This is a genomic window from Saccharomonospora amisosensis, from assembly GCF_011761185.1.
Taxonomy (GTDB): Bacteria; Actinomycetota; Actinomycetes; order Mycobacteriales; family Pseudonocardiaceae; genus Saccharomonospora_A; species Saccharomonospora_A amisosensis.
On sequence record NZ_JAAOYM010000002.1, the window covers coordinates 23,517 to 47,254 of the forward strand.

Annotated in this window: 23 protein-coding genes; 14 read left to right on the forward strand and 9 right to left on the reverse strand. The window is 67.5% G+C overall.

What is annotated here, in order from left to right; genetic code table 11:
• Positions 1–387: 387 nt before the first annotated feature.
• The 7 genes from murJ (at position 388) to FHU38_RS23480 (ending at position 8,067) form a co-directional block, all read left to right on the forward strand.
• The gene (gene murJ, locus FHU38_RS23450) at positions 388–2,148 is read left to right on the forward strand and encodes a murein biosynthesis integral membrane protein MurJ (RefSeq protein ID WP_167176498.1); all 1,761 of its coding nucleotides are present in this window, start codon (positions 388–390) and stop codon (positions 2,146–2,148) included.
• Positions 2,149–2,242: 94 nt separating this feature from the next.
• On the forward strand, positions 2,243–3,793 hold the full coding sequence (locus tag FHU38_RS23455) for a protein kinase family protein (protein ID WP_167176500.1): 1,551 nt from the start codon (positions 2,243–2,245) through the stop codon (positions 3,791–3,793).
• Between the two features lie 57 nt (positions 3,794–3,850).
• A complete protein-coding gene (gene sigM / locus FHU38_RS23460) occupies positions 3,851–4,453 on the forward strand; it encodes an RNA polymerase sigma factor SigM (RefSeq protein WP_167176502.1) in 603 nt (200 codons plus the stop codon).
• Complete coding sequence (locus FHU38_RS23465; RefSeq protein WP_167176504.1) at positions 4,450–5,217, forward strand: hypothetical protein; 768 nt, start codon at positions 4,450–4,452, stop codon at positions 5,215–5,217. The genes sigM and FHU38_RS23465 overlap by 4 nt, the downstream gene beginning before the upstream one ends.
• A 135-nt stretch (positions 5,218–5,352) precedes the next feature.
• Positions 5,353–6,348: a thioredoxin-disulfide reductase gene (gene trxB / locus FHU38_RS23470; RefSeq protein WP_167176506.1), complete on the forward strand. Its 996-nt coding sequence runs from the start codon at positions 5,353–5,355 to the stop codon at positions 6,346–6,348.
• 36 nt (positions 6,349–6,384) lie between these two features.
• On the forward strand, positions 6,385–6,708 hold the full coding sequence (gene trxA / locus FHU38_RS23475) for a thioredoxin (RefSeq protein ID WP_167176508.1): 324 nt from the start codon (positions 6,385–6,387) through the stop codon (positions 6,706–6,708).
• 213 nt (positions 6,709–6,921) lie between these two features.
• Complete coding sequence (locus FHU38_RS23480) at positions 6,922–8,067, forward strand: N-acetylmuramoyl-L-alanine amidase (protein WP_167176510.1); 1,146 nt, start codon at positions 6,922–6,924, stop codon at positions 8,065–8,067.
• A 63-nt stretch (positions 8,068–8,130) separates the two neighbouring features.
• Here the strand turns inward: FHU38_RS23480 and FHU38_RS23485 are convergent, their stop codons facing one another.
• Positions 8,131–8,769, reverse strand: a complete 639-nt coding sequence (locus FHU38_RS23485; protein ID WP_167176512.1) for a GNAT family N-acetyltransferase — start codon at positions 8,767–8,769, stop codon at positions 8,131–8,133.
• 211 nt (positions 8,770–8,980) lie between these two features.
• Here FHU38_RS23485 and FHU38_RS23490 point away from each other — a divergent pair, with 211 nt between their 5' ends.
• Positions 8,981–10,312 carry an aminotransferase-like domain-containing protein gene (locus FHU38_RS23490; RefSeq protein WP_167176514.1) on the forward strand — a complete coding sequence of 444 codons (1,332 nt, stop codon included), beginning with the start codon at positions 8,981–8,983 and terminating at the stop codon, positions 10,310–10,312.
• Between the two features lie 32 nt (positions 10,313–10,344).
• The gene (locus FHU38_RS23495) at positions 10,345–11,295 is read left to right on the forward strand and encodes a D-alanine--D-alanine ligase family protein (protein ID WP_167176516.1); all 951 of its coding nucleotides are present in this window, start codon (positions 10,345–10,347) and stop codon (positions 11,293–11,295) included.
• A gap of 45 nt (positions 11,296–11,340) precedes the next feature.
• Here the strand turns inward: FHU38_RS23495 and FHU38_RS23500 are convergent, their stop codons facing one another.
• The 8 genes from FHU38_RS23500 to rpmH all read right to left on the reverse strand — a co-directional run bounded on the left by FHU38_RS23500 (position 11,341) and on the right by rpmH (position 16,795).
• Positions 11,341–12,342: a ParB/RepB/Spo0J family partition protein gene (locus FHU38_RS23500; RefSeq protein ID WP_167176518.1), complete on the reverse strand. Its 1,002-nt coding sequence runs from the start codon at positions 12,340–12,342 to the stop codon at positions 11,341–11,343.
• Complete coding sequence (locus FHU38_RS23505; RefSeq protein WP_167176520.1) at positions 12,339–13,226, reverse strand: ParA family protein; 888 nt, start codon at positions 13,224–13,226, stop codon at positions 12,339–12,341. Before FHU38_RS23505 ends, FHU38_RS23500 begins: the two co-directional genes overlap by 4 nt.
• A gap of 120 nt (positions 13,227–13,346) precedes the next feature.
• The gene (rsmG, locus tag FHU38_RS23510; RefSeq protein WP_167176522.1) at positions 13,347–14,039 is read right to left on the reverse strand and encodes a 16S rRNA (guanine(527)-N(7))-methyltransferase RsmG; all 693 of its coding nucleotides are present in this window, start codon (positions 14,037–14,039) and stop codon (positions 13,347–13,349) included.
• 201 nt (positions 14,040–14,240) lie between these two features.
• Positions 14,241–14,810 carry a Jag family protein gene (locus FHU38_RS23515; RefSeq protein ID WP_167176524.1) on the reverse strand — a complete coding sequence of 190 codons (570 nt, stop codon included), beginning with the start codon at positions 14,808–14,810 and terminating at the stop codon, positions 14,241–14,243.
• Positions 14,811–14,836: 26 nt separating this feature from the next.
• On the reverse strand, positions 14,837–15,907 hold the full coding sequence (gene yidC / locus FHU38_RS23520) for a membrane protein insertase YidC (RefSeq protein WP_167176526.1): 1,071 nt from the start codon (positions 15,905–15,907) through the stop codon (positions 14,837–14,839).
• 4 nt (positions 15,908–15,911) lie between these two features.
• Complete coding sequence (gene yidD, locus FHU38_RS23525) at positions 15,912–16,229, reverse strand: membrane protein insertion efficiency factor YidD (protein WP_167177176.1); 318 nt, start codon at positions 16,227–16,229, stop codon at positions 15,912–15,914.
• Positions 16,230–16,240: 11 nt separating this feature from the next.
• Complete coding sequence (rnpA, locus tag FHU38_RS23530; protein ID WP_167176528.1) at positions 16,241–16,609, reverse strand: ribonuclease P protein component; 369 nt, start codon at positions 16,607–16,609, stop codon at positions 16,241–16,243.
• Positions 16,610–16,651: 42 nt separating this feature from the next.
• Positions 16,652–16,795: a 50S ribosomal protein L34 gene (gene rpmH, locus FHU38_RS23535; protein ID WP_083841012.1), complete on the reverse strand. Its 144-nt coding sequence runs from the start codon at positions 16,793–16,795 to the stop codon at positions 16,652–16,654.
• A 514-nt stretch (positions 16,796–17,309) separates the two neighbouring features.
• On the opposite strand from rpmH, the gene dnaA reads away from it, so the two are divergent.
• The 5 genes from dnaA (at position 17,310) to FHU38_RS23560 (ending at position 23,675) form a co-directional block, all read left to right on the forward strand.
• Positions 17,310–18,956, forward strand: a complete 1,647-nt coding sequence (dnaA, locus tag FHU38_RS23540) for a chromosomal replication initiator protein DnaA (protein ID WP_167176531.1) — start codon at positions 17,310–17,312, stop codon at positions 18,954–18,956.
• A 735-nt stretch (positions 18,957–19,691) separates the two neighbouring features.
• On the forward strand, positions 19,692–20,825 hold the full coding sequence (gene dnaN, locus FHU38_RS23545; protein WP_167176533.1) for a DNA polymerase III subunit beta: 1,134 nt from the start codon (positions 19,692–19,694) through the stop codon (positions 20,823–20,825).
• A 29-nt stretch (positions 20,826–20,854) separates the two neighbouring features.
• Positions 20,855–21,745: a phosphogluconate dehydrogenase (NAD(+)-dependent, decarboxylating) gene (gnd, locus tag FHU38_RS23550; RefSeq protein ID WP_167176535.1), complete on the forward strand. Its 891-nt coding sequence runs from the start codon at positions 20,855–20,857 to the stop codon at positions 21,743–21,745.
• 12 nt (positions 21,746–21,757) lie between these two features.
• Positions 21,758–22,912, forward strand: a complete 1,155-nt coding sequence (recF, locus tag FHU38_RS23555; protein ID WP_167176537.1) for a DNA replication/repair protein RecF — start codon at positions 21,758–21,760, stop codon at positions 22,910–22,912.
• 235 nt (positions 22,913–23,147) lie between these two features.
• Positions 23,148–23,675, forward strand: coding sequence for a DciA family protein (locus tag FHU38_RS23560; RefSeq protein WP_167176539.1), 528 nt, complete (start codon positions 23,148–23,150; stop codon positions 23,673–23,675).
• The last annotated feature ends 63 nt before the right edge of the window (positions 23,676–23,738 follow it).

Here is a 23,738-nt window from a genome sequence, read left to right on the forward strand (position 1 = left end):
CCGGAGCAATCGCCACGCAGGCGCCAGCAGCCACCCGAGCGCAGGGAGGGGCCGCCACCGAACCGACCCGACGGCGCGAACCAGCCACCCCCGCGCTACCGGGAACAGCCACCGCCGAGGCCGAGGCAACAGCCGGTACGGCAGCCGCCGCCACGGCAGGCGCCGCCGCCCGCTGGCCCGCCGCCCGCTGGCCCGCCGCCCGCTGGCCCGCCGCCCGCAGCGCCGCCGCACCCGCCGCCAGGTCCACCACCGGGACCACCACCGCCTGGTCCACCACCACGGCGCGGCCGCCCGCCCGAGACCAGGTCCAAGCCGGTCCGGCCGTGGCGGCAGGACCAACGGGGTTCGCGGCGGCCCCCGGCCGGGTCCGGCGACGGCGACGCCACCGTGTTCATTCCCCGCCGGGTCCCTCCCGGCGCGCGCTGGCCTGCCGCCGACCCGGATGTGCTGCGCCCGTACGACGAGCTCGCCACGCGCATGATGCCGCGTATCGCCGCCGAACCCATCGGCGAGCGGCTGCCGGAAGTGCAGCTGGAGCGGCCGAAAGCGGGTGCCGAGAAGGCACCCTCGCTTGCCAGGTCCAGCGGTCGCATGGCGATCGCCACGCTGACCAGCCGAATCACCGGCTTCGCGTGGAAGGTCATGCTCGCGTGGGTGGCTACGCTCGGCGTGTTGTACGACTCCTTCACCGTCGCCAACACGTTGCCGCTCATCATCAACGAGCTGCTGCTTGGTGGCGTGCTGACCAGTGTGGTCGTGCCGCTGCTCGTGCGTTCGCAGGACGACGACGACGGTGGCGAGGCCTACACCCAGCGGCTGCTGACGATGGCGATCACGGTGCTCGGCGTCGGCGCGATCGTATCCACCGCCGCGGCGCCGTGGCTGACCGCGCTGCTGATGGACGACACCGGCGACGCGAACCCGCAGTTGGCAACCTGGTTCGCGTACCTGCTGCTGCCCGGTCTGCTCTTCTACGGGCTGTTCGCGGTGCTGTCGGCCATCCTCAACGCCAAGCAGATCTTCGGCCCCGCGCAGTGGGCACCGGTGGTCAACAACCTGGTCATCTTCGCCACGATCGGGGCTTTCGCGCTGGTTCCCGGCGACCCGACCATCGTGCCGACCCAGATGAGCGACCCTCAGGTGCTGGTGCTCGGCATCGGCGTGCTCACCGCGATGGTGGCGCAGGCGCTGTTCCTGTTGCCGCCGCTGCGCAGATCGGGTTTCCGTTTCCGGTGGCGCTGGGGCATCGACGATCGGCTGAAGGAGTTCGGCGGTCTCGCGCTGTGGATTCTCGGCTACGTCGCCGTCAGCCAGGTCGGCATGGTCATCAACACCCGCGTGCTCACCGCGGGAGCCGCGGGCGGACCCTCGATCTACTCCAACGCCTGGTTGCTGTTCCAGTTGCCGTACGGCGTGATCGGGGTCTCGCTGCTCACTGCGCTGATGCCGAGGATGAGCAGGGCTGCCGCCGATCACGACTACCGGCGGCTCATCGGCGACCTGTCGTACGGTTCACGGCTCACCACGCTGCTGTTGCTGCCGGTTTCGGCCATCATGGCGGTCGCGGGCACCTCCATCGGGGTCGCGTTGTTCGCGCTCGGCAGGGGATCGGTGGCCGACGCCGAACGACTGGGGGAGGCGCTTGCCGTCTCGGCTTTCGGACTGCTGCCGTACGCGCTGGTGATGTTGCAGATGCGGGTGTTCTACGCGATGAAGGACTCCCGCACCCCGACACTGATCATGGTCGTGATGACGGCGGTGAAGATCCCGCTGTTGTACCTGGCCTCCTCGCAGTTGCACCCGGTGAACGTCGTACTCGGCGTGATGATGGTGAACTCACTGGTGTTCGTGGTCGGCGCCGTCATGGGCCAGGTGTGGTTGTGGGTGAAGCTGGGCAACCTGCGCAGCAAGCGCGTGCTGGGCGTGATCCTGTTCACCGTGGTCGCGAGTGGTCTCGGAGTGCTGGCGGCCGCGCTGGTGGGGATGCTCGTCCCGGACGCGCTCGGCACGATCGGACAGGCTTGGGTGAAGCTGTTCCTACAGGGAATCGTGGGCATCGGGGTGTCGTTCGGGGTGCTGCTCGCCCTCAAGGTGGACGAGTTGGCTCCGGTCAAGCGACGGATCACCCAGTTGCTCGGGCGCGCTTAACCCGCTTGGCCCAGATGCCACACGGTGAGGGTCGTCGTTCACGTACCCTCACTCACAGAGGAGACGAGCGTTCAGGTAGGGGGTCCGACCGACAGTGGGCATCCGTACACGTGGTGGGTCGCTGGCGCCCGGCGGGGTCGTCGGCGACGGCCGCTACCGGCTGCTCGCCCAGTTCGGCATCGACGAGCGCGCGGGCGCCCACCTGTGGCGAGCCAGGGACGGACAGCTCCGTCGAGACGTCGCGCTCACCATGCTGGTCGGTGACCCCGCGGACGCCGAGGCCGCCAGGCGGGGAAGGCGAACACTGGAGCGGGCCGCTCACGCGGCGAAGTTCAACCATCCCGGTGTGGCCCGAGTGCTCGACGTGCTTTCGCTCGGCAACGGCATCAGCTCCAGCGAGGGACTGCTCGGCATCGTGGTTGCCGAGTGGACGAAAGGCACCGACCTCGTCGACCTCGTCGCGGATCGGCCTGCCGAGCCCGCCACCGCCGCGCGGATGGTGCAAGCGCTTGCCGAGTCGGTCGAGCAGGCCCACCAGTCGGGTCTCGTGCTGGGTATCGACCACCCGCAGCGGCTGCGGATGACACCGAACGGCAGACTGCGCCTCGCCTTCCCGGGGCCGCTGCCTGACACCACACTGCGCGACGACGTCAAGGCACTCGGTGCGGTGCTGTACCTGCTGCTTACCGGGCGCTGGGCACTGGAAGGGGGTCCACCCGCCCTGCCCGCCGCGCCTCGTTCCCCCGGTGGAAGGGTCGTGGCCCCCCGTGCGGTGGTTCCAGGGGTCCCCGAGGAACTGTCCGCCCTCGCGTTGCGCACCATCGAGGACGGTGGCCAGGGCGGCATCCGCACCAGCGCCGCGATCCTGCGTGTGCTCGACAAGGTGGCCGAGGACGCCGAGCGCACCCAGCTCATCAAACAGAGCGGGCAGGAGGGCTCCGACGTCGACTCCGACGGTGCGGTCTGGACCACCAAGAAGCCGGTGAGGGACGCGAGAAGCCGCAGAAGGCTGGCCCTTGGCGTCACCGTGCTCGTCGTCGCCGCGGTCGGCGTCCTCGCCTGGCTCGGCATGATGGCGATCAGCTTCTTCCAGGACGATCCTTCGGCAAGTGGCCCTCCGGTCAACCTGGCGGAGCAGACCCAGACGCAGCAACCGCGAGCACCGCAGCAGACCAAGCCCCCTTCGACGCCAAAGGTCACCACGGGCAACCCGGTACCGCCCGACGAAATCGACGTGTACAACCCGGAAGGTGACGGCGACGGCGTCGCCACGGCGCCCTACGCGATCGACGGTGACGCCACCACCACCTGGCGCACCGACGAGTATCGCCAGCAGTTCCCGGCCTTCAAGAGCGGGGTCGGCCTCGTTGCGACCTTCGACAAGCCGATCAACCTCTCGAAGGTGCGGATCACCGCGGACAGCCCTGGCACCTCGGTGGAGGTACGGGTCGCAGACAGCGCCGACGCCGAACTTGACGAGACCAGGGTGGTCGCCTCCGGCAACCTCAGCGGCAGCCAGACCGAACTTTCGCTGCCGCAGCCGACGCAGGCGCAGTACGTCATCGTGTGGGTGACAAAGCTGTCCGGCCAGGAGCCCGAGTACGCCTCGGAGATCGGTGAACTGCTGTTCCTGCCCGCGCGGTGAACACCACTAGCGGGTCTGCATGGCCGGGGCGGATGACACCCTTAGTAGTCTCTCCGCGTGACCGCACCAGCGCCCACCGATGCCGATCTGATCGCGGCCCACACGGCCGGGGACCCGCATGCCTTCAACGAACTGGTCCGACGGCACCGGGACAGAATGTGGGCAGTCGCGCTGCGCACGGTGAGGGACCCGGAGGAGGCGGCGGACGCGTTGCAGGACGCGTTCATATCGGCGTTTCGCGCCGCCGCGAACTTCAGGGCCGAGTCGCAGGTAACGACGTGGCTGCACCGAATCGTCGTGAACGCGTGCCTGGACAGGGTGCGTAGACGGCAGGCGAGACCTACCGTGCCGTTGCCGGAGAACGGTGGCAACGAGCCCGCCGTGCCCCGAGACTCGATGGCGGAGCGAGAGACGAGGCTGGTCATCAGGCAGGCACTAGACGAGCTTCCCGACGAGCAGCGCGTGCCGATCGTGCTGGTGGATGTGGAAGGCTACTCAGTCGCGGAGACGGCGCGAATGCTCGACATCGCGGAAGGAACGGTAAAGAGCAGGTGCGCCCGAGGACGCGCCAAACTGGCCAAACTTCTGGGGCATCTGCGGAACCCCGGTAGCGAGGGTGACGTCCCAACTCACGAAAGCAAATCCGGGGAGGGACGATGACGGACGAAGGCACGGGGCAGGATCGAGTTGTCGGCCCCCCGTGGTCTGTCGACGTGCTCGCCGACCTGCACGCAGGGGTGCTGGACGAGCGGGAGGCGGAACGGCTGTGGCCTCAGGTGGAGGCCGACCCGCAGGCGCGCGCCATCATCGAGGCCCTCGAGGCGACCACGGCGGATCTCGCCCAGCTCGGTTCGCAACCGCCGCTGGAACCCGTACCCGCCGACGTGGCGGGACGTATCGATGCCGCGCTCGCTCAGGAGCGCGCGGCGGCGAACGGCTCGAACGTCGTGAGCCTTGCCGCCGCCAGGCGACGCCGCAACCGGATCGCGGGCTGGGGAGGTGGCTTCCTCGCCGCTGCCGCCGCCGTGGTAGCGGCCGCGCTGATCGCCGTTCCCGGTGGTAACGACGACACCACACCCGGTGTCGCGCAGCCCGCCCCTTCGGACGACCCGGTTGGGAGCACGCCGTCGTTGACGCTGGACAGCGGAGGCCTCGAAGCTGCGGTCGGAGAGGTCAACGGCGTGCGCGACTTCGGTCCACTCGGCAACGAGGCACGGCTGGACGCCTGCCTGCAGGCGGGCGGTATCGACCCCGACACCAAGCCGGTCGGCATCCGGCCCGCGACCATCGATGGGCAGGACGCGGTCATCGTGCTCTACACCACAGGAGAGCTCGCGCAATTCCGGCTCGTGGCGCTCGCGCCCGACTGCGGCCCTGACAACCCGGACCTGCTCCTCGACAAGACCGTCGGCAGGGGCGGCTGAGCACAGGCGACGACTTGATCTTCCATGGCGTGGAAGGAGTTGCCCGTTCCCCCGCGGCACTCGTCACGTTGGGAACACTCGCACCTAGGATCGTGTTGAGCCGGGTGACAGGTGTTGTCGAAGCGGAGGTCACTGGTGGCTGAAGAGCAAGTCCGTAACCTGATCATCGTGGGGTCAGGTCCGGCCGGGTACACGGCCGCCGTGTACGCGGCGCGTGCCCAACTGGAGCCGTTGGTTTTCGAAGGCTCGCAGTACGGCGGCGCGCTCATGACGACGACCGAGGTCGAGAACTACCCCGGCTTCCGGTCCGGCATCCAGGGCCCTGAGCTCATGGAGGAGATGCGCGAGCAGGCCAAGGCATTCGGTGCCGATCTGCGTGCCGAGGACGTCGAGGAGCTCGACGTGGTGGGGCGGGTCAAGTACCTCACGGCTGGCGGCAAGCGATACGCCGCGAAGGCAGTGATCCTGGCCATGGGTGCGGCCGCGCGTTACCTCGGCGTGCCCGGTGAGCAGGAGCTGCTAGGGCGCGGGGTGTCGTCGTGCGCCACCTGCGACGGATTCTTCTTCCGTGACCAGGACATCGCCGTCGTCGGTGGTGGCGACTCCGCGATGGAGGAGGCCACCTTCCTCACCAAGTTCGCCCGCACCGTCACGATCGTGCACCGGCGTGAGGAGTTCCGCGCCTCCAGGATCATGCTGGAGCGGGCGCGCGCGAACGAGAAGATCCGGTGGAAGCTCAACTCGCAGGTCACCGAGGTGCTCGGCGACAACAAGGTCTCCGGTTTGCGGCTGAAGGACACCGTCACCGGTGAGGAGTCGACCCTGGACGTCACCGGGTTCTTCGTCGCCATCGGGCACGACCCCCGCAGCCAGCTTGTGCGCGGCCAGGTCGACCTTGACGACGAGGGTTACGTGCTCACGAAGGGCCGCACCTCGTACACCAATGTCGAGGGTGTCTTCGCGGCAGGCGACCTCGTGGACCACATCTACCGGCAGGCCGTCACCGCCGCCGGGTCGGGTTGCTCGGCGGCCATCGACGCGGAACGGTGGCTGGCGGAAAACGCTGGTGTGGAGGAAGCTGCCGAGGCATCCGAACTGGTGGGCGGCGGCTACGCGGCCCGCGCGAACTGACCGGTCCAGGCCGACAAACCACGACGGGAGTTACAGATGACCGACACCGTGAAGGTGACCGACTCCAGCTTCGCCGACGACGTACTCGGCAGCGACAAGCCAGTGCTCGTCGACTTCTGGGCCACCTGGTGCGGGCCGTGCAAGATGGTGGCACCGGTGCTGGAGGAGATCGCGACGGAACACGGTGACAAGCTGCGGGTGGCCAAGCTCGATGTCGACGAGAACCCGAACACGGCGAGGGACTACCAGGTCATGTCTATCCCGACGTTGATCCTGTTCAAGGGCGGCAGGCCGGTCAAGCAGATCATCGGGGCGAAGCCGAAGGCGGCACTGTTGTCGGACCTTTCCGACGTGCTCTGAAAGGCACGCGTGACGATTAGGAAACCCGGGGGCGAGTGGGACACGCCCCCGGGTTTCTTGTTGCCCGGCCGGGCGAGCGAACCCCTCGTACGGACCAGCCCTGCGCGCTGTCGCGGAGCCCGCAGGGCACAATAGGGGCCGCGGGGCCGGCCGGCCCTGGACGTTCTGTAAAGCATCGAGTGCACTAGGTGCCCAAGGAAGAGCGAGGAGTGCATGCGGGTACTCCGCCGCGGCGACACCGGACCGGAAGTCGCCGAGATCAGGTCGATCCTCTCCGCACTGGAGCTGCTCCCTGCCGGTGACGAAAGCAACGGCCACGGCGTGTTCGACCAGGCGGTCGAACACGCGGTTCGCGCGTTCCAGCAGCGTCGTGGTCTGATCACCGACGGTGTTGTCGGACCTGCCACCTACCGGGCGCTACGCGGTTCGAGCTACCACCTCGGCAGCAGGCCGCTGGCCTACCTGGTTTCTTCGCCCGTACACGGCGACGACGTGTTCGCGCTGCAGGAGCGGCTCACCGAACTCGGCTACGACGCGGGCAGGCCGGATGGCGGCTTCGGTCCCCAAACGGAGCGAGCGTTGCGCAACTTCCAGCGCGACTACGGTCTCGTCGTCGACGGCATCTGTGGTCCGGCGACCGTGCGGGCGTTGCGGCAGCTGTCGCCGCGTGCGCGTGGTGGCCGGCCGGTGTTCCTGCGCGAGCAGGAACAGGTGCGCCGCGCCGGTCCCCGGCTGCGAGGCAAGCGGATCGTGATTGATCCAGGACACGGCGGGCCTGACCTTGGTGTCACCGTGCAGGGCCTGCGGGAGGCCGACATCGCCTGGGACCTCGCGCGCAGGCTCGAAGGCAGGATGAAGGCGACGGGGATGGAGGCGTTGATCTCCCGCGGCCCGCAGCACAGCCCTTCGGAGCTGGAACGCGCCCAGTTCGCCAACGATGCGGGGGCGGATCTGTTCCTTTCGCTGCACAGCGACGGGAACCGTTCCCCCTACGCGCAGGGTGTGGCGAGCTTCCATTTCGGGACCGGCAACGGCACCACCTCGACGGTCGGTGAGCTGCTGGCGGGCTACATCCAGCGCGAGCTGGCCGCGAGGACTGGCCTGCTCGACTGCCGCACCCACCCCAAGACCTGGGAGATCTTCACCCGCACCCGGTGTCCGGCCGTCAGGGTGGAGATCGGGTACCTGACCAACGCCGAGGACCGTAGGCGGCTATCGGACCCGGCTTTTCGGGACGTGGTGGCCGAGGGCATCCTCGTGGCAGTCAAGCGTCTCTATCTGCTCGGTGAGAACGATCAGCCCACAGGCACGTTCACGTTCGCCGATGTCCTGGCACACGAGCTGTTGAAGGCGGAGTAACCACACCCTGTGGACAACCCTGGAGTTGTCCACAGGAACTGTGGACAACTCTGTGAGCCGTTCCTATGCCCTGGTAGCACTCGATGTCGCCGTGGTGACGGCGACCTGGCCGAGCAACTTCTCCAGCGCCGCTTCGACGTCTTCCTTCCACGAGATCGACGACCGCAGCTCCAGTCGCAGCCGAGGCCACTTCGGGTGTGGACGGACGGTCTTGAACCCGACACTGCGCAGGAATCCCGCGGGCACCACACAGACGTGTTCCTCGCCGTCCGGCTGCGGATCGGCGTCACCGAACGCCTCGACCGCCCGCACGCCGCGCCGGGTCAGGTCCCTTGCCACCGCCTGCACCAGCGCGCGACCGAGCCCGCCGCCGCGGAACTCCGGAAGTACCTGGAAAGCGGTGAGCAAGACCGCGTCAGCGCTCGGTGGGGAAGTGGGGAACGCTGCTGCCCTCGGCACCGCGCTCGGCGGAGCGTAAAGGACGAAACCGACCGGGATGTCGCCGCTGTAGATGATGCGGCCACATGAGCCCCACTCCAGCAGCACGGCCGAGACCCAGGCCTCCTTCTCGACCTCGGTTTCACCGAATTGCTCGGCCTGTTCCCGCAGGTGCGGGGCGAGTTCCCAGTACACGCACCTTCGGCAGCTCAGCGGAAGCTGCTCAAGGTTGTCCAGCGTGACGCCCTCGACGCGTCGCGGCACCGAACCTCCCCCGAAAGATGCGCGGACAGATCGTGGACCAGCGCGCAACCGGGTCGCGACTGGGTATCCACGAAACAGCATATGTCGATGTGAGAAGCCCCGGAAAGGCGGGAGTGCCTGCCGGGGCTGCCGTTACACTCGACAGGTCTACCCGCGGTAGCGAGACCCGAACAGCCGACGCGCTTCAGGCGAAGCAGACGAGAAGTGTGCGATGACTGCCTCCCAGCCTCCCGACCACAGACCGGGCTCCGAACCCGGCCGCCACAACCTCGATCCCCATCTGGACCGCTACGCCGCGCGTACCGCCGGCATGACGGCTTCGGAGATCCGAGCGTTGTTCGCGGTGGCGAGCAGGCCGGAGGTCGTATCGCTGGCGGGAGGGATGCCGAACCTGGCGGCGCTGCCGTTGGATTCGTTGTCCACGCAGATGGCCGAACTGATCTCCGAAGACGGGCTCGTCGCGTTGCAGTACGGCTCCGCGCACGGCGTTCCCACGTTGCGCGAGCAGATCTGCGAAATCATGGCCATGGAGGGCATCTCGGCGCACCCGGACGACGTCGTCGTCACTGTCGGCTCGCAGATGGGCCTCGACATGGTGACCCGGTTGTTCTGCGACCCGGGCGACGTGGTGATCGCCGAAGGCCCGTCCTACGTCGGCGCCCTCGGGTCGTTCGCCGCCTACCAGGCGAAGGTCGTGCACGTGGCGATGGACGACAACGGGCTGATCCCGGAGGCTCTGCGTGAGGCGCTTGCCAACGCCGAGCAGCAGGGCCGGAGGGTGAAGTTCCTCTACACGATCCCGAACTTCCACAACCCCGCGGGAGTGACACTCGCCGTGGAGCGGCGGGCGGAGATCGTCGAGATCTGCGCCGAGCACGGCGTGCTGGTGGTGGAGGACAACCCCTACGGCCTGCTCGCGTTCGACGGGCAGACGTATCCGGCACTGCGGTCGCTCGACCCAGACAACGTGGTGTACCTGGGCTCGTTCTCCAAGACCTTCGCGTCCGGACTGCGGGTCGGCTGGGTGCTGGCGCCACACGCCGTGCGCGAGAAGCTCGTGCTGGCGGCCGAGTCCGCGACCCTGTGCCCGCCCACGCTGAACCAACTCGTCGTGTCGCGGTATCTGGAAACACACGACTGGAAGGGCCAGATCAAGACGTTCCGAGAGAACTACCGCGAACGTCGTGACGCCATGCTGTCCGCGCTGGAGCAGCACATGCCCCAGGGTTCCACGTGGACGCATCCCGATGGTGGCTTCTATGTGTGGGTCACCGTCCCCGAAGGGGTCGACACCAAGGCGATGCTGCCCCGAGCGGTCACCGCGCGGGTGGCCTACGCGTCGGGCACCGGTTTCTACGCCGACGGCTTCGGCAGCAGGCAGATGCGGTTGTCGTACTGCTACCCGACACCCGAGCGCATCCGTGAGGGAGTGCGCAGGCTCGCGGGCGTGCTGGAGTCCGAGATGGAGTTGATGCGGACCTTCGGTAGCGTCCAGACCCGCGCGGTGTCGGGCCCGCAGTTCCCAGGGCCCGACACCGCCTGAGCGACGCGATCGAACTGTAAGGAGTGACCGGGGTGGCCGAACCTACCGTCGCCGTGCTCGCGGGCGGGCTTTCGCACGAGCGCGACGTTTCGCTTCGATCCGGGCGCCGATTGTCCGTCGCGCTGCGAGAGCAGGGGCTGACGGTGGAGGAGTGGGACACCGACGCCAGCCTGCTCGCGCGGCTTCGCAACAACCGGCCGGACGCCGCGGTCGTGGCACTGCACGGCGGTGAGGGCGAGAACGGTTCCGTGCAAACCGTGCTGGAGATGCTCGACGTGCCTTTCGTCGGCACGAGTTCCCGTGGTTGCAGGCGCGCTTGGGACAAGCCGATCGCCAAGGCACTCGTCGCGGGTGCCGACTTCGCCACTCCGGAGTGGGTCGTGCTGCCGCACAGCACGTTCCGAGAACTCGGAGCACAGGGCGTGCTCGACGCGATGGTGGAACGCCTCGGGCTGCCGCTGATCCTCAAGCCAGACCAGGGCGGGTCGGCGCTTGGTGCTCAGGTGGTGCGCGACGCCGCCGAGTTGCCCGCCGCGATGGTCGGCTGCTTCGCCTACGGGGATACGGTGCTCGCCGAACGATTCATCGACGGCGTCGAGGTGGCGGTGACGGTCGTGGAGCGCGACGGTGGCCCACGAGCACTGCCCGCCGTCGAGATCGTGCCGGAGAGTGGCGTTTACGACTACACCGCTCGCTACACCGCGGGCCTCACCGACTTCTTCGCGCCCGCCCGGCTTACCGACGACGCGGCGAAAGCGGTCGGCGAGTTGGCTGTCGGCGCGCACCAGTTGCTGGGGTTGCGCGACATTTCCCGCACCGACGCGATCGTCGCGGCGGACGGCACCGTGTACTTCCTCGAAGTGAACTCTTCACCTGGACTCACCGAGACCTCGACCGTCCCGATGGCCATGGAGACCGCGGGAACGTCGCTCGGCGAGGTGTTCACCGACCTGGTAACCCGCGCCATGCGGCGCGGGAGCTGACCATCCGGTTCGGCAGAATCATCACCGTGACGAAATAACCCGGTGTCATTGGTCATCGGATTTTCGTGTCCGATTTGACTGCTTTGGGTCCATTAGGGCGACAATTCGTTCAAGATCATCGATGGAACCGAACTCGACGATGATTCGGCCTTTGCGGCGGCCGAGGTCCACCTTGACCCGCGTGTCGAAGGTGTCGGACAACCGCTCGGCGAGGTCCTGCAGGCCGGGCGCTTCTGGTTGCTTGCGCGCGGGCGCTTTGGGCTTCGGCTTGGCGTCGCTCTTCGAGAGCGTCACGGCCTCCTCGGTCGCGCGCACGGACAACCCTTCCGCGACGATGCGACCCGCCAACTCCTCCTGCCGGTCGGCGTCCTCCAGGGACAACAGAGCGCGAGCGTGTCCAGCCGACAGCACTCCCGCCGCTACCCGGCGCTGCACGGGCAGCGGCAAGCGCAGCAACCGGATGGTGTTGGTGATGACCGGCCTGCTTCTGCCAATGCGGGCAGCCAGTTCCTCGTGAGTGACCTCGAACTCGTCGAGCAGCTGTTGGTAGGCCGCCGCCTCTTCGAGCGGGTTGAGCTGCACGCGGTGGATGTTCTCCAGCAGCGCGTCCCGCAGCATGGCCTCGTCAGCAGTCTGCCGGACGATCGCGGGAATCAGTTCCAGGCCGGCCTGTTGCGCCGCTCGCAGTCGGCGTTCGCCCATGACGAGCTCGAACTCGTCGGCAGGTAGCTGCCGGACGACGATCGGCTGCATGAGTCCGAACTCGCGAATCGAGTGCTCCAGCTCCGCCAGTGCATCCTCGTCGAACACCTGGCGGGGCTGCTTCGGGTTGGGCTTGACGGCACCGATCGGCACCTCGCGGTAGACGGCTCCGGAGATCTCCCCACCGGAGAGCTCCACCGATCCGTTCGCCGCGAAGGAGCCCGACTCGCTCCCGTTGGAAGGCTCGGTCCGAACGTCCGCGATTGTCGTGCCCTCCGCGTTGACCGGCCCGGTCGGTATCAACGCCGCGAGGCCACGGCCGAGACCGCCTCTGCGCTCGCTCATCGGCGCTCCCTGTTCGCTCCACGCTCGGCAAGCTCGCGTGCGGCGTCGATGTAGCTCATCGCACCCCTTGATCCCGGGTCGTAGGCGAGGATGGTCTGCCCATAGCCGGGCGCTTCGGACACCTTCACGCTCCGCGGGATGATCGTCTTGAGGACCACGTCACCGAAGTGGTTACGGACTTCCTGGGTCACCTGATCCGCGAGCTTGGTCCTGCCGTCGTACATGGTCAGCAGGATGGTCGAGACGCTCAGTGCCTGGTTGAGGTGCCGCTGCACCAGCTCGATGTTGCTCAGCAGCTGACCCAGACCCTCGAGCGCGTAGTACTCACACTGGATCGGGATGAGCACCTCGTGAGCCGCGACCAGCGCGTTCACGGTCAGGAGCCCCAGCGAAGGGGGGCAGTCGATAAAGACGTAGTCCACGCCAAGCTCATCAAGCGCTTCCTTGGACAACGCCTCTTTGAGCCGGGATTCACGGGACGCCATCGAGACGAGTTCGATCTCCGCGCCCGCCAGATCGATAGTGGCTGGCACGCAAAGCAGATTCGAGGACTGCGCACTCACCTGGGTCGCCTCGACGACCGACACCTCGCCAATCAACATCTCGTACACCGACGGTGTACCGGAGCGGTGGTCGACGTCGAGCGCGGTACTCGCGTTGCCCTGTGGGTCGAGGTCTATCACAAGCGTCTTCACACCATGCAGCGCCAGCCCGGCCGCAAGATTGACCGTGCTCGTCGTCTTGCCGACACCGCCCTTCTGGTTGGCCACCGTGAGCACGCGTCGGCGCGTAGGCCTCGGCATGAAGTTCTCGTCGGGGTGGAGCACCCGGGCGGCGCGCTCGGCCTCTTCGGCAATCGGCGTCCAGCCGACTCCACTGCTCATGCTGGTCTCCTGACGTGGATTCACCGGACGCCATCCCTTCCTGGCGACACCGGGTCGTAGCTTCGTTTCACGTGGAACATTCGCCGCTCCGTACTCATCGCTGTTCGCCGGCCATTACTATCAGCGCCTCTTCGAGCTACCTCGCCGCTTACCACCCGACCTTGACCCCGCCACCCGCTCGATCACGACCACCGTGGTCGGTGTTTCGAGTACATCAACACCACAGCGCACGAGCCGGGGCTCACCGCCACCCGCCGAACGCACGGGGTCCCGATCGCGCTCGATCTCCTGGTCGGCACTGGCACCCTTGAGCGCCAGCAGGAAGCCAGCTGGGCGTACCAGCGGAAGACACCACTCCGCGAGCCGCCCAAGGGGGGCAACCGCCCGTGCCGTGACAACGTCCGCGAGACCAATACGCGCCCGGACCGCCTTGTCTTCTGCCCGGCCCCGTTCCACGGTCACCGCAAGCCCCAGCGCCTCCACGGCCTCGATCAGCCAGTCGACCCGGCGAGCCATCGGCTCAAGCAAGACCATATCGAGATCCGGCCGGCTGATGGCGAGCGGTATGCCGGGCAGCCCGGCACCCGACCCGACATCGATCACCCTCGCGCCTTCGGGAATGCATTCGCCGATCACCGCGGAGTTGAGCAGGTGCCGCTCCCACAGCCGGTCCACTTCGCGTGGGCCGATCAGTCCGCGCTCCACGCCATGTCGCGCCAGCAGTCGCGCGAACGCCTCAGCCCGATCGACGTGATCGCCAAAGACGTCAGCCGCCGCGTGGGGGACTGCGGCCCTCAACTCCTCCAGGCCCACCGAATCTCACTCCTCCGTCATTGCCGTTTCACGTGAAACTGGCTCCGCTGATTGTCCCCGATGGAGGACGGGACTCAGCGCGACAGTCCGTAAATGTGGACAACTCCACCGCGTGAAGTTCCGTTCGCGCGCGTTTCACGTGAAACGTGGACACAAAAAAGCGGCCCGCCGCTCACGGCGGGCCGCCCTTGCTCTGCTCTGCTACGCGGGCAGAACCACCACGCGCCGCTTGGGCTCCTCGCCCTCGCTCTCACTCGTAACGCCATCGACTGTGGCAACGGCGTCATGCACTACCTTGCGCTCGAATGGGCTCATCGGCTGCAGCCGCACCCTCTCCCCGGACGCACGCACCGACTCAGCCGTCGAGCGTCCGAGCTCCCGGAGCTCCTCACGCCGATCCGCTCTCCATCCGGCGATGTCGAGCATCAGCCTGCTCCGCGTGCCGGTCTCCTGCTGCACGGCGAGCCGTGTCAATTCCTGCAGCGCCTCCAGCACATTGCCTCGCGGGCCCACCAGCTTGTCGAGGTCCTCGCCACCGTCGATACTCACCACCGCACGACCCGCCTCGACGTCAAGGTCGATGTCGCCGTCGTAGTCGAGGATGTCCAGCAACCGCTCGAGGTAGTCCCCGGCGATGTCGCCCTCACGCACCAGGAGGTCGTCGTCCGGCTCCGCGGTTCGCTCCTCCTTCGCCTCCTCCGCGTCCTCAGCCCCGGCGACCCGCCCCGCCTCGTCTGGCTCAGCCCCGATCGCCTCCGCCGTTTCCGACATGTCGTCTCCTTCCCACCCCGTGAGTGTCAACGCCGCTTACGGCCCTGCGGCTTCTTGCCTTGGCTCGTCGGCCGCTGCTGGTTGCCGCCGTTCTTGGCCCAGGCGCCGCCCCTGGCACTGCCACCACTCTTCGGGGCCTTACCGTTCTCGGTGGTCTCTTTGGCCTTCGTCTCCTTCGCGGGCTCGGCCGCGTCGCCCCTCTCCGTGGACGGCTTCTTCTGCGAAGCGGGCTTCTGGCCAGCCTGTGGCTTCTGCGCAGGCTTCTGCCCTGGCTTGGGCGCGAGGGTGCTGCGCTTCTCCTGAGCCTCCGCCTTCTTCGCCTCTTCTTCCTTGTCGATCCGGGTGTAGACCAACCGCTGCTGGCCCAGCGTCCACATGTTGTTGGCGAGCCAGTAGATCAGCAGACCGATGGGGAAGAAGGCACCGAACACGAGAACACCGGCCGGGAAGATCCACAGCGTCAACTTGTTCATCACGGCTGTCTGCTGTGTCGCCGAGGCCGGGTTCTGCCGAGCCACAGAGTGCCTGGCGGTGAAGTGCGTCGCCACTGCGGCAACGATCATGAGCGGTACGGCGACCGGAGCGACCTCCCAGTTCCACCCGGACTGGCCAGTCCCGCCCATCATGCCGAGGTGGTTGATCGCGTCACCGAGGTTGACACCGAAGATCTTGGCGTTGACGTAGGAGTTGACGCCCGCCTCGTCGAAGAAGTAGTTGCTCTCCCTGCCTGCCTGGAAGTTGCGCAGTACCCAGTTCAGCCCGATGAACACGGGAATCTGGAGCAGCAGCGGAAGGCAGCTTCCCAGCGGGTTGACCCCGTGCTCGCGCTGCAGCCGCTGCATCTCCTGCGCCTGCCGCTGCCGGTCGTTCCCGTACTTCTTCTGGATCTTCTTGATCTCCGGCGCGAAGTCCTGCATCTTCTTCATCGACCGGACCTGGTTCACGAACGGCTTGAACATGATGCCGCGCACCGTGAAGGTCAGGAACACGATGCCGAGGATCCACGCGATCGCGTTGTCATCGCCGAAGACGAACCCGAAGACCTTGTGCCAGACCCACAGAATGAACGACACAGGGTAGTAGATGAAGTCGAGCACTGAGCTACTCCTCGGTAGGCATGCCAGGGCATTGGTGCCGGAAGCTGAACTTCTCTGGCACAGGGTCTCGTCCAGGCGGGGTCCATGGACCGCAACGCAGCAACCGGCGCGTCGCGAGGTAGCTGCCTCGCGCGGCTCCGTGCCGGCTCAACGCCTCCACCGCATAGCCGCTGCAACTCGGGTAGAACCGGCACATCGGCGGAAGATAGGGGGAGATGAACTTGCGGTAGAAACGCAAGGGGAGCAGCAGGACCCAGGCCAGCGGCGTGGGCCGCGCGGGCGCCGTGGTGTCCCGGCTCTCGGCCGTGTCGATACCGGCCATATTGTCTTCACTCACACTGTTGATCCATTTTCTTGGCGGGTGCGCTGCGACAGGCCGAGCCGCCGCAATGCCGCGTCGAGGTCCGCGCCGAGCTGCACACTGCTCGCGGTGGCCGCCGGGGGCAGAGCCCGAACGACCAACGCGGTGCCTGCCGGCACGGTTCCGAGGCGGTCGAAGACCAGGTGTCGCAGCCGCCGTGTCACCCGGTGGCGTACCACCGAGTTTCCCACGGCCTTGCTCACGACGAATCCCGCCTTGGTGTGCTCGCCGTAGTCGGCGAGCGCGTGCAGCACAAGACGGCGGCGCCCGACACGAGCGCCGCCGCGCATCACCGCACGGAATTCCTCACTCCGTCGCAGGCGAGCGTCAGCTGGTAACACGCCGCGCTCCGCGCCTGTCGATACCTGTCGGACCGGCGGCCGTCAGGCGGAGAGCCGCTGGCGACCCTTGCGACGGCGGGCCGCCAGAATCGCCCGGCCTGCCCGCGTACGCATCCGCAGCCGGAACCCGTGGGTCCGCGCGCGTCGGCGGTTGTTCGGCTGAAAGGTGCGCTTGCCCTTGCTCACGGCTGTAGTTCTCCTGGTCTCAGGTGTTCGGTCGTCGTGTGGTCACCCGACGCGGACCTCGCCGAGGAAAAGAACCTGGACAGGCCGAACGGCCCCGCTGTCGGGCAGACCTTACGAGGGTACGCACTCGTCCCGGTGACACCGAAACCGGGCCCCTTGAGTAGCGCAGGACGGCACTTCGCTTCAAGATCGAACCCGGGGTTTCGGCGCCGACCGTCGAGTGCCTGTGCACCGTGGAAGCCTTGCGGGGGAGGATGCCTTGTGGCGATAGGGACAGCTTGTTAGCGTGCCCCTTCTCAACTTGAGTGCGCGGGGGCGCGCCTGCGCCGCCGGAGCATGGGAGACTTCGGCAGGAGTACCTTCGACCCGCGGGCCTCGCTGCCCGCTGGCCGCCGTACGTTAATGCACAGTTGTGGACAACTATGTGGATACCTGCTGCGCAGGTGCCACGCTGACCTGCTATGACGCTCTCCAAGAGTCGTCGAACAGGATGAGGGGAGGGGAGCGGAGCGGCGTGTCTGAGCACCAGTTGAACCTGGCGGTTGTCTGGGAGCAGGTCGTGAGGGAGTTGTCCGACGGAACACTCTCCCCTCAGCAACGTGCTTGGATGCGGGTCACCCGCCCGATCGGTCTGCTGGACGGAACCGCGCTGCTGGCGGCACCGAGCGACTTCGCCAAGGAAGCCATCGAGCGCGCGCTGCGGGAGCCGATCACGTCCGCCCTTTCGCGCAGGCTCGGGCGCGATGTCTCACTCGCCGTCAAGGTCGACGCCGCCGACAATGCCCCGCCGCCGTCCGCGCCCACGCGTTACGGGTCGGCCCAGGCAGGCCTCGACACCGGCAACCGGCCAGCCGGCCAGCGGCTACCTGCGACCGACGACACGCTCACCGTGCCTGTCGGCAGACACGCCAGGATCGACTCTGCTCAGCAACCACTGCCACCGATGCAGCAGTTGCACCATGCGCAACCACCACAGCCGAAGCCGACGACCGATGGAGAAGACGGCGACGAAGAAGTGGACGAGGAGGGCGAGGCCCTCGCAGCCGTCCACGAGATCTGGCCGACCTTCTCAGGGCAGCCGATCGCGGGCCAGCCATACACCGCGCCCGCGCAACCGCAGACCTCGAAGACACGACTCAACGAGAAGTACACCTTCGACACCTTCGTCATCGGTGCGTCGAACCGGTTCGCTCACGCGGCGGCCGTCGCCGTCGCCGAAGCGCCGTCACGCGCCTACAACCCGTTGTTCATCTGGGGCGAGTCAGGTCTGGGCAAGACCCACCTGCTGCACGCGGTGGGGCACTACGCCCAACGGCTGTTTCCTGGCATGCGGGTGCGGTACGTGTCGACGGAAGAGTTCACCAACGACTTCATCAACTCGCTGCGAGACGACCGCAAGGTTGCCTTCCAGCGTCGCTACCGCGACATCGACATCCTGCTCGTCGATGACATCCAGTTCCTGGAAGGTAAGGAAGGAACCCAGGAGGAGTTCTTCCATACCTTCAACACACTGCACAACTCCAACAAGCAGATCGTGGTGTCCTCCGACCGCCCGCCCAAACGGCTGGAAACGCTCGAGGATCGGCTGCGGACGCGGTTCGAGTGGGGGCTGATCACCGACATCCAGCCACCAGAGCTGGAAACCCGCATCGCGATCCTTCGGAAGAAGGCGGCACAGGACCGGCTGGCCGTGCCCGGCGAGGTGCTCGAGTTCATCGCGGCCCGCATCGAGGCGAACATCCGTGAACTCGAAGGCGCGCTGATCCGGGTCACCGCGTTCGCGTCACTCAACCAACAGGCCGTCGATGTGGGTCTCGCCGAGATCGTGCTGCGCGACCTGATCCCGGACTCACAGGCGCCTGAGATAAGTGCCTCCACCATCATGGGCGTGACGGCAGAGTTCTTCGACGTGACGTTGGAAGACCTCTGCGGCCCAGGCAAGACCAAAGCACTCGCCACGGCCCGACAGATCGCGATGTATCTGTGCCGCGAGCTCACCGACATGTCGCTGCCACGGATCGGGCAGACCTTCGGCGGTCGCGACCACACCACGGTCATGCACGCGGACAAGAAGATCCGCAAGGAGATGGCCGAACGCCGCCGCATCTACGACCAGGTGCAGGAGTTGACCTCCCGCATCAAGCAACGCGCCCGCCAGTAGTCGGGCGCGACCGCGCCTCGCCCTCCTCGTCGTTCTCCTCGCACAGCACTGTTATGCCTCGACACCGCGGCGAAAGCGTGCCATAGCTTCACGTTTCGAGCAGACCGAAGGGCTGCCGCGCCCGAGCGGCCGCGCCGTCCATGCGGCACCTGAAGCCCTTCTCACCGACGGATTTCCTCACCCCTACGAGCGATCCGTGTCACGTTTCCGCGGTGGATCCCTTGGGCACAGGCTGGGTACAGCTCGACCCACAACTGGGGACAAGACTGTGGACACCTGGGGATAGCTGTGGATCGGTTGCGGACAGCCGAAAACGGTCCACCGGGCAGCCGACTTCTCCACCGAACCACCACCATACGTATCCACACCACGACAAGCCGGGGGACCTGCGCGGACGTCGACTATCCACACAACCCACAGGCCCTACTACTACGACTGAAAAGATCTCTTTGAAGAAAGAACAAAAGAAAAACAACCGACCTCGAACCTGGGGACATCTCGGCGCTCGCCGACCGAGGGCCGAGATGACGCAGCGGCCGGTCACGCTCTAACGTGGGGACCCACACCCCGGTGCGCTCGGCACCGGCGCCGTTGTCCGGCAACGCCTCGACGCGCCGCTACCGAGCGAAGCCGCACAGCCACAACTCCCGGTCGTCACTGCGCTCGCTGGCGGCCGAGGAGCGGTTTACCCGATCTTTCGAGCCGAACGGGCTCGGCTGTCGAAAGGATGCGCGCATGAAGATCCGCGTCGAGCGTGACGGACTTGCCGACGCCGTCGCCTGGGTGGCCCGTAGCCTGCCTTCCAGGCCACCGGTTCCCGTGTTGGGAGGAGTCCTGCTCGACGCCGGCGCCGAAGGTGGATCCGACGCGCTGACCGTGTCGGGCTTCGACTACGAGGTTTCGGCGACCGTCGGCGTGCCTGCGACGATCGCCGACGGCGGCCGCACCCTGGTTTCCGGCAGGCTCCTCGCCGACATCACCAAGGCGTTGCCCGCGCAGCCGGTGGAGATCTCCGTGGACGGTGCCCGCGCCTCGATCACGTGTGGCAGCGCGCGGTTCAGCCTTCCCACCATGCCGGTGGAGGACTACCCGCAGCTTCCTTCCCAACCCGAGCTGGCGGGTGAAGTGGCGGGCGAGGCCTTCGCGCAGGCGGTATCGCAGGTCGCTGTCGCGGCAGGCAAGGACGACACGCTGCCCATGCTCACCGGTATGCGGGTGGAGATCACGGGCAGCACTCTCACACTCGTGGCCACCGACCGGTTCCGGTTGGCCATGCGCGAGTTCGAGTGGCAGCCAGCGGAAGGCCTCAGCGATGCCGCCGTGTTGGTGCCGGCGCGCACGATCGCCGACGCGGCCAAGTCGCTCGGTGCGTCGGGCGGCACGGTGAGGGTCGGCCTCGCCAGTGGCGACGGCTTGCTCGGCCTGGCGGGGTCGGGCCGCTTCACCACCACCAGGCTGCTCGACGCCGAGTTCCCGCCGTACCGGCAACTGCTGCCTTCGCAGCACACTTCCCGCGCCGTGCTGTACGTGCCCGCGCTGACCGAAGCGATCAAGCGCGTTTCGCTCGTCGCGGAGCGCGGCACCCAGGTGCGCCTCGAGTTCTCGGAAGGTTCGTTGCGGCTTTCCGCGGGCGGCGACGACGAGGGCAGCGCGGAGGAGGAGCTGCCCGTCGACTACGAGGGCGAAGCGGTGACCATCGCCTTCAACCCGGGCTACCTCGTCGACGGCCTCGGGGCGCTGCACGCCGAGCGCGCCGAGCTCACGTTCACGACACCGAACCGCCCCGCGTTGGTCAAACCCGCAGACGACAACGGTGACGTCGTCCCCGGCTACCTCTACCTGCTGATGCCGGTGCGGCTGCCCGGCTAGCGACCACGCGACTGGAGGCGACAGCATCCATGGTTCAGCTCGGACTCGTCGGTCTCGGCCGGATGGGTTTCAACATGCGCGAGCGGTTGCGGGCCGCCGGTCATGAGGTGGTCGGCTATGACCGCAATCCCGAGGCCAGCGATGCGCCGTCACTCTCGGCACTGGTATCGGCCCTGTCGGTACCGCGCATGGTGTGGGTGATGGTCCCGGCAGGCGAGCCGACTCGGCAGACGATCACCGAGCTTCGTGAACTCCTCGACGAGGGCGACCTGCTCATCGACGGTGGCAACTCAAGGTTCAGCGACGACAGGGTCCATGCCGAACTCCTGGCCGAGCACGGAATCGGCTACCTGGACGTCGGGGTGTCCGGCGGGGTCTGGGGCAAGGACAACGGGTACGGCCTGATGGTCGGCGGCGCGGAAACCGACGTGGCGAGGGCGATGCCGATCTTCGACGCGCTGCGTCCTGAAGGGCCGCGTGAGGAGGGGTTCGCCCACGCGGGCTCCGTCGGAGCAGGCCACTACGCGAAGATGGTGCACAACGGCATCGAGTACGGCCTGATGCAGGCCTACGCGGAAGGCTTCGAACTGCTGGACGCGGCAAAGGTCGTCGACAACGTGCCCGCCGTGATCAGGGCGTGGCAACGGGGAACCGTCGTGCGCTCGTGGCTGCTGGAGTTACTGGTCAGGGCGTTGGAGGAGGACCCTGACCTCGACGACCTCGAAGGCTACGTCGAGGACTCCGGCGAGGGCAGGTGGACGCTGGAGGAGGCGATCAACAACGCGGTACCCGCACCGGTGATCTCGGCGGCACTGTTCGCGCGGTTCGCCTCCCGGCAGCAGGACTCCGCCGCCATGCGGGCGGTGGCCGCGCTGCGCGAGCAGTTCGGTGGGCACGCCGTCAAGAAGGTCGGCGAGTAGGTCCGGCGCCGCGTGTATCTCCGTCACCTGCAGGTGACCGACTTCCGGTCGTGGGAGCAGGTCGACCTGCCGCTGGAGCCGGGAGCGACCGTGCTCATCGGCCCCAACGGCAGGGGCAAGACCAACCTGCTCGAGGCGATCGGATACGTCGCCACCCTCGGCTCACATCGTGTCGCGACCGACGCGCCGCTGGTGCGGCACGGCTGCGAGCGCGCGCTCGTCCGCGTCGCCGTGGTCAACGAGGGGCGTGAACTAACCGTCGAACTGGAGATCGCTCCGGGCAGGGCCAACCGCGCGAGGGTCAACCGGGGTGCGGTTGGCAGGCCGAGAGATGTGCTGGGCATCCTGCGCACCGTGCTGTTCTCGCCGGAGGACCTCGCGCTGGTGCGTGGTGACCCCGGCGAGCGCAGGCGGTTTCTCGACGAGTTGCTGGTGCAGCGCGCGCCGCGCTACGCGGGGGTGCGCGCCGACTACGACAAGGTGCTCAGGCAGCGCAACGCCCTGCTCAAGACGGCGGGCAGGCGTAAGGGCGGTGACGATCCGTATGCGCTTTCGACCTTGGATGCGTGGGACAAGCATCTGGCCACCGCCGGCGCGCAACTGCTGGCGGCTCGGCTGAATCTGGTCGCCGACCTGGCGCCGCATACCGCGGCGGCCTACGCGGACGTGGCACCGGATTCGCGTCCGGCGCACATCGGCTACCGATGCAGTCTCGGGCCCGCGCTGCCCGCGGAGTACGGCGATCCGGATGGGGCGAGGGTGCAACCGGAACCGCTCGCGCAGATCCTGCTCGATGCGCTCGGCGAGTCGCGCTCGGCTGAGCTGGAACGTGGGGTAAGCCTGGTCGGACCACACCGTGACGAGCTGGAACTCGTGCTCGGTGACGCGCCCGCGAAGGGCTACGCGAGTCAGGGCGAGTCGTGGTCGTTCGCGCTCGCGTTGCGGCTCGGTTCCTACGAGCTGTTGCGTGCGGAGTCGGGAGGTGAGCCGGTGCTGCTGCTCGACGACGTGTTCGCCGAGTTGGACCGCAAGCGGCGCTCCCGGCTGGCCGAGGTGGCCGCGGGTGCGGAACAGGTCATCGTGACCGCGGCGGTGGAAGAGGACGTTCCCAGCGAGCTGGCCGGTGTCCGGTTCGCCGTATCGGAAGGTGAGGTGACACGTGCCTGATCGGGGCGGCGAAGCAGTGTCGGCACGACCGCGGGTGACCGTGGACACAGGAGTTACCCACCGATCTGGGGATAACTCTGTGGATAGTGTGGATAACACCGTGAGGGCGCTATCGCCACGGGTGACTGGCTCACCAAATAGTGACGTCAATAGCCCTCAGGTGGGCGACTTTCATCGTGATTCCCCAGAACGAGACACAGAGCGTAACACCGCCTCTGGGCCGAACGAGGCGGGGGTGTCCGATCATCCACAGCAGGGCCGTGACCTGGCGCACGAAGCTCTTCGGGCAGCCAAGGAGCGGGCGGCTGCCCGCGGCAGGGAGCCGGGTGTTCGTAGGCAAGGTGTGCCGAGGTTGAGTGGGGGACAGAACCCCCGTAGGCGCAGGTGGTCGGGACCGGGCGGCGACGAACGGGACCCGCAGCCACTCGGCAGGCTGGTCTCGCGCATGTCGGCCGAGTTCGGGTGGCGCGATCGGCTGGCCAGCGGCCGGGTGTTCGGCCAGTGGGCGAGTCTCGTCGGTGACGAGGTCGCCGAGCACGCCCATCCGGTTACGCTGACCGACGGTGAGCTGACCGTGAGGGCCAGCTCGACGGCGTGGGCCACCCAGTTGCGGTTGCTGCAGCGGCAGCTCCTCGCGAGGATCGCGAGTGGCGTCGGCCACGGTGTGGTCAAGCGGATGCGGATCCAGGGCCCGACGGCTCCGAGCTGGCGGAAGGGCCCCCGTCACATAGCGGGCAGGGGGCCGCGCGACACTTACGGCTAGCGCGCCGTTGCGGCCCGAGAGGTCCGTCGGCCACGGCCTGACCCGTCCGAGTTTGAGATCGTC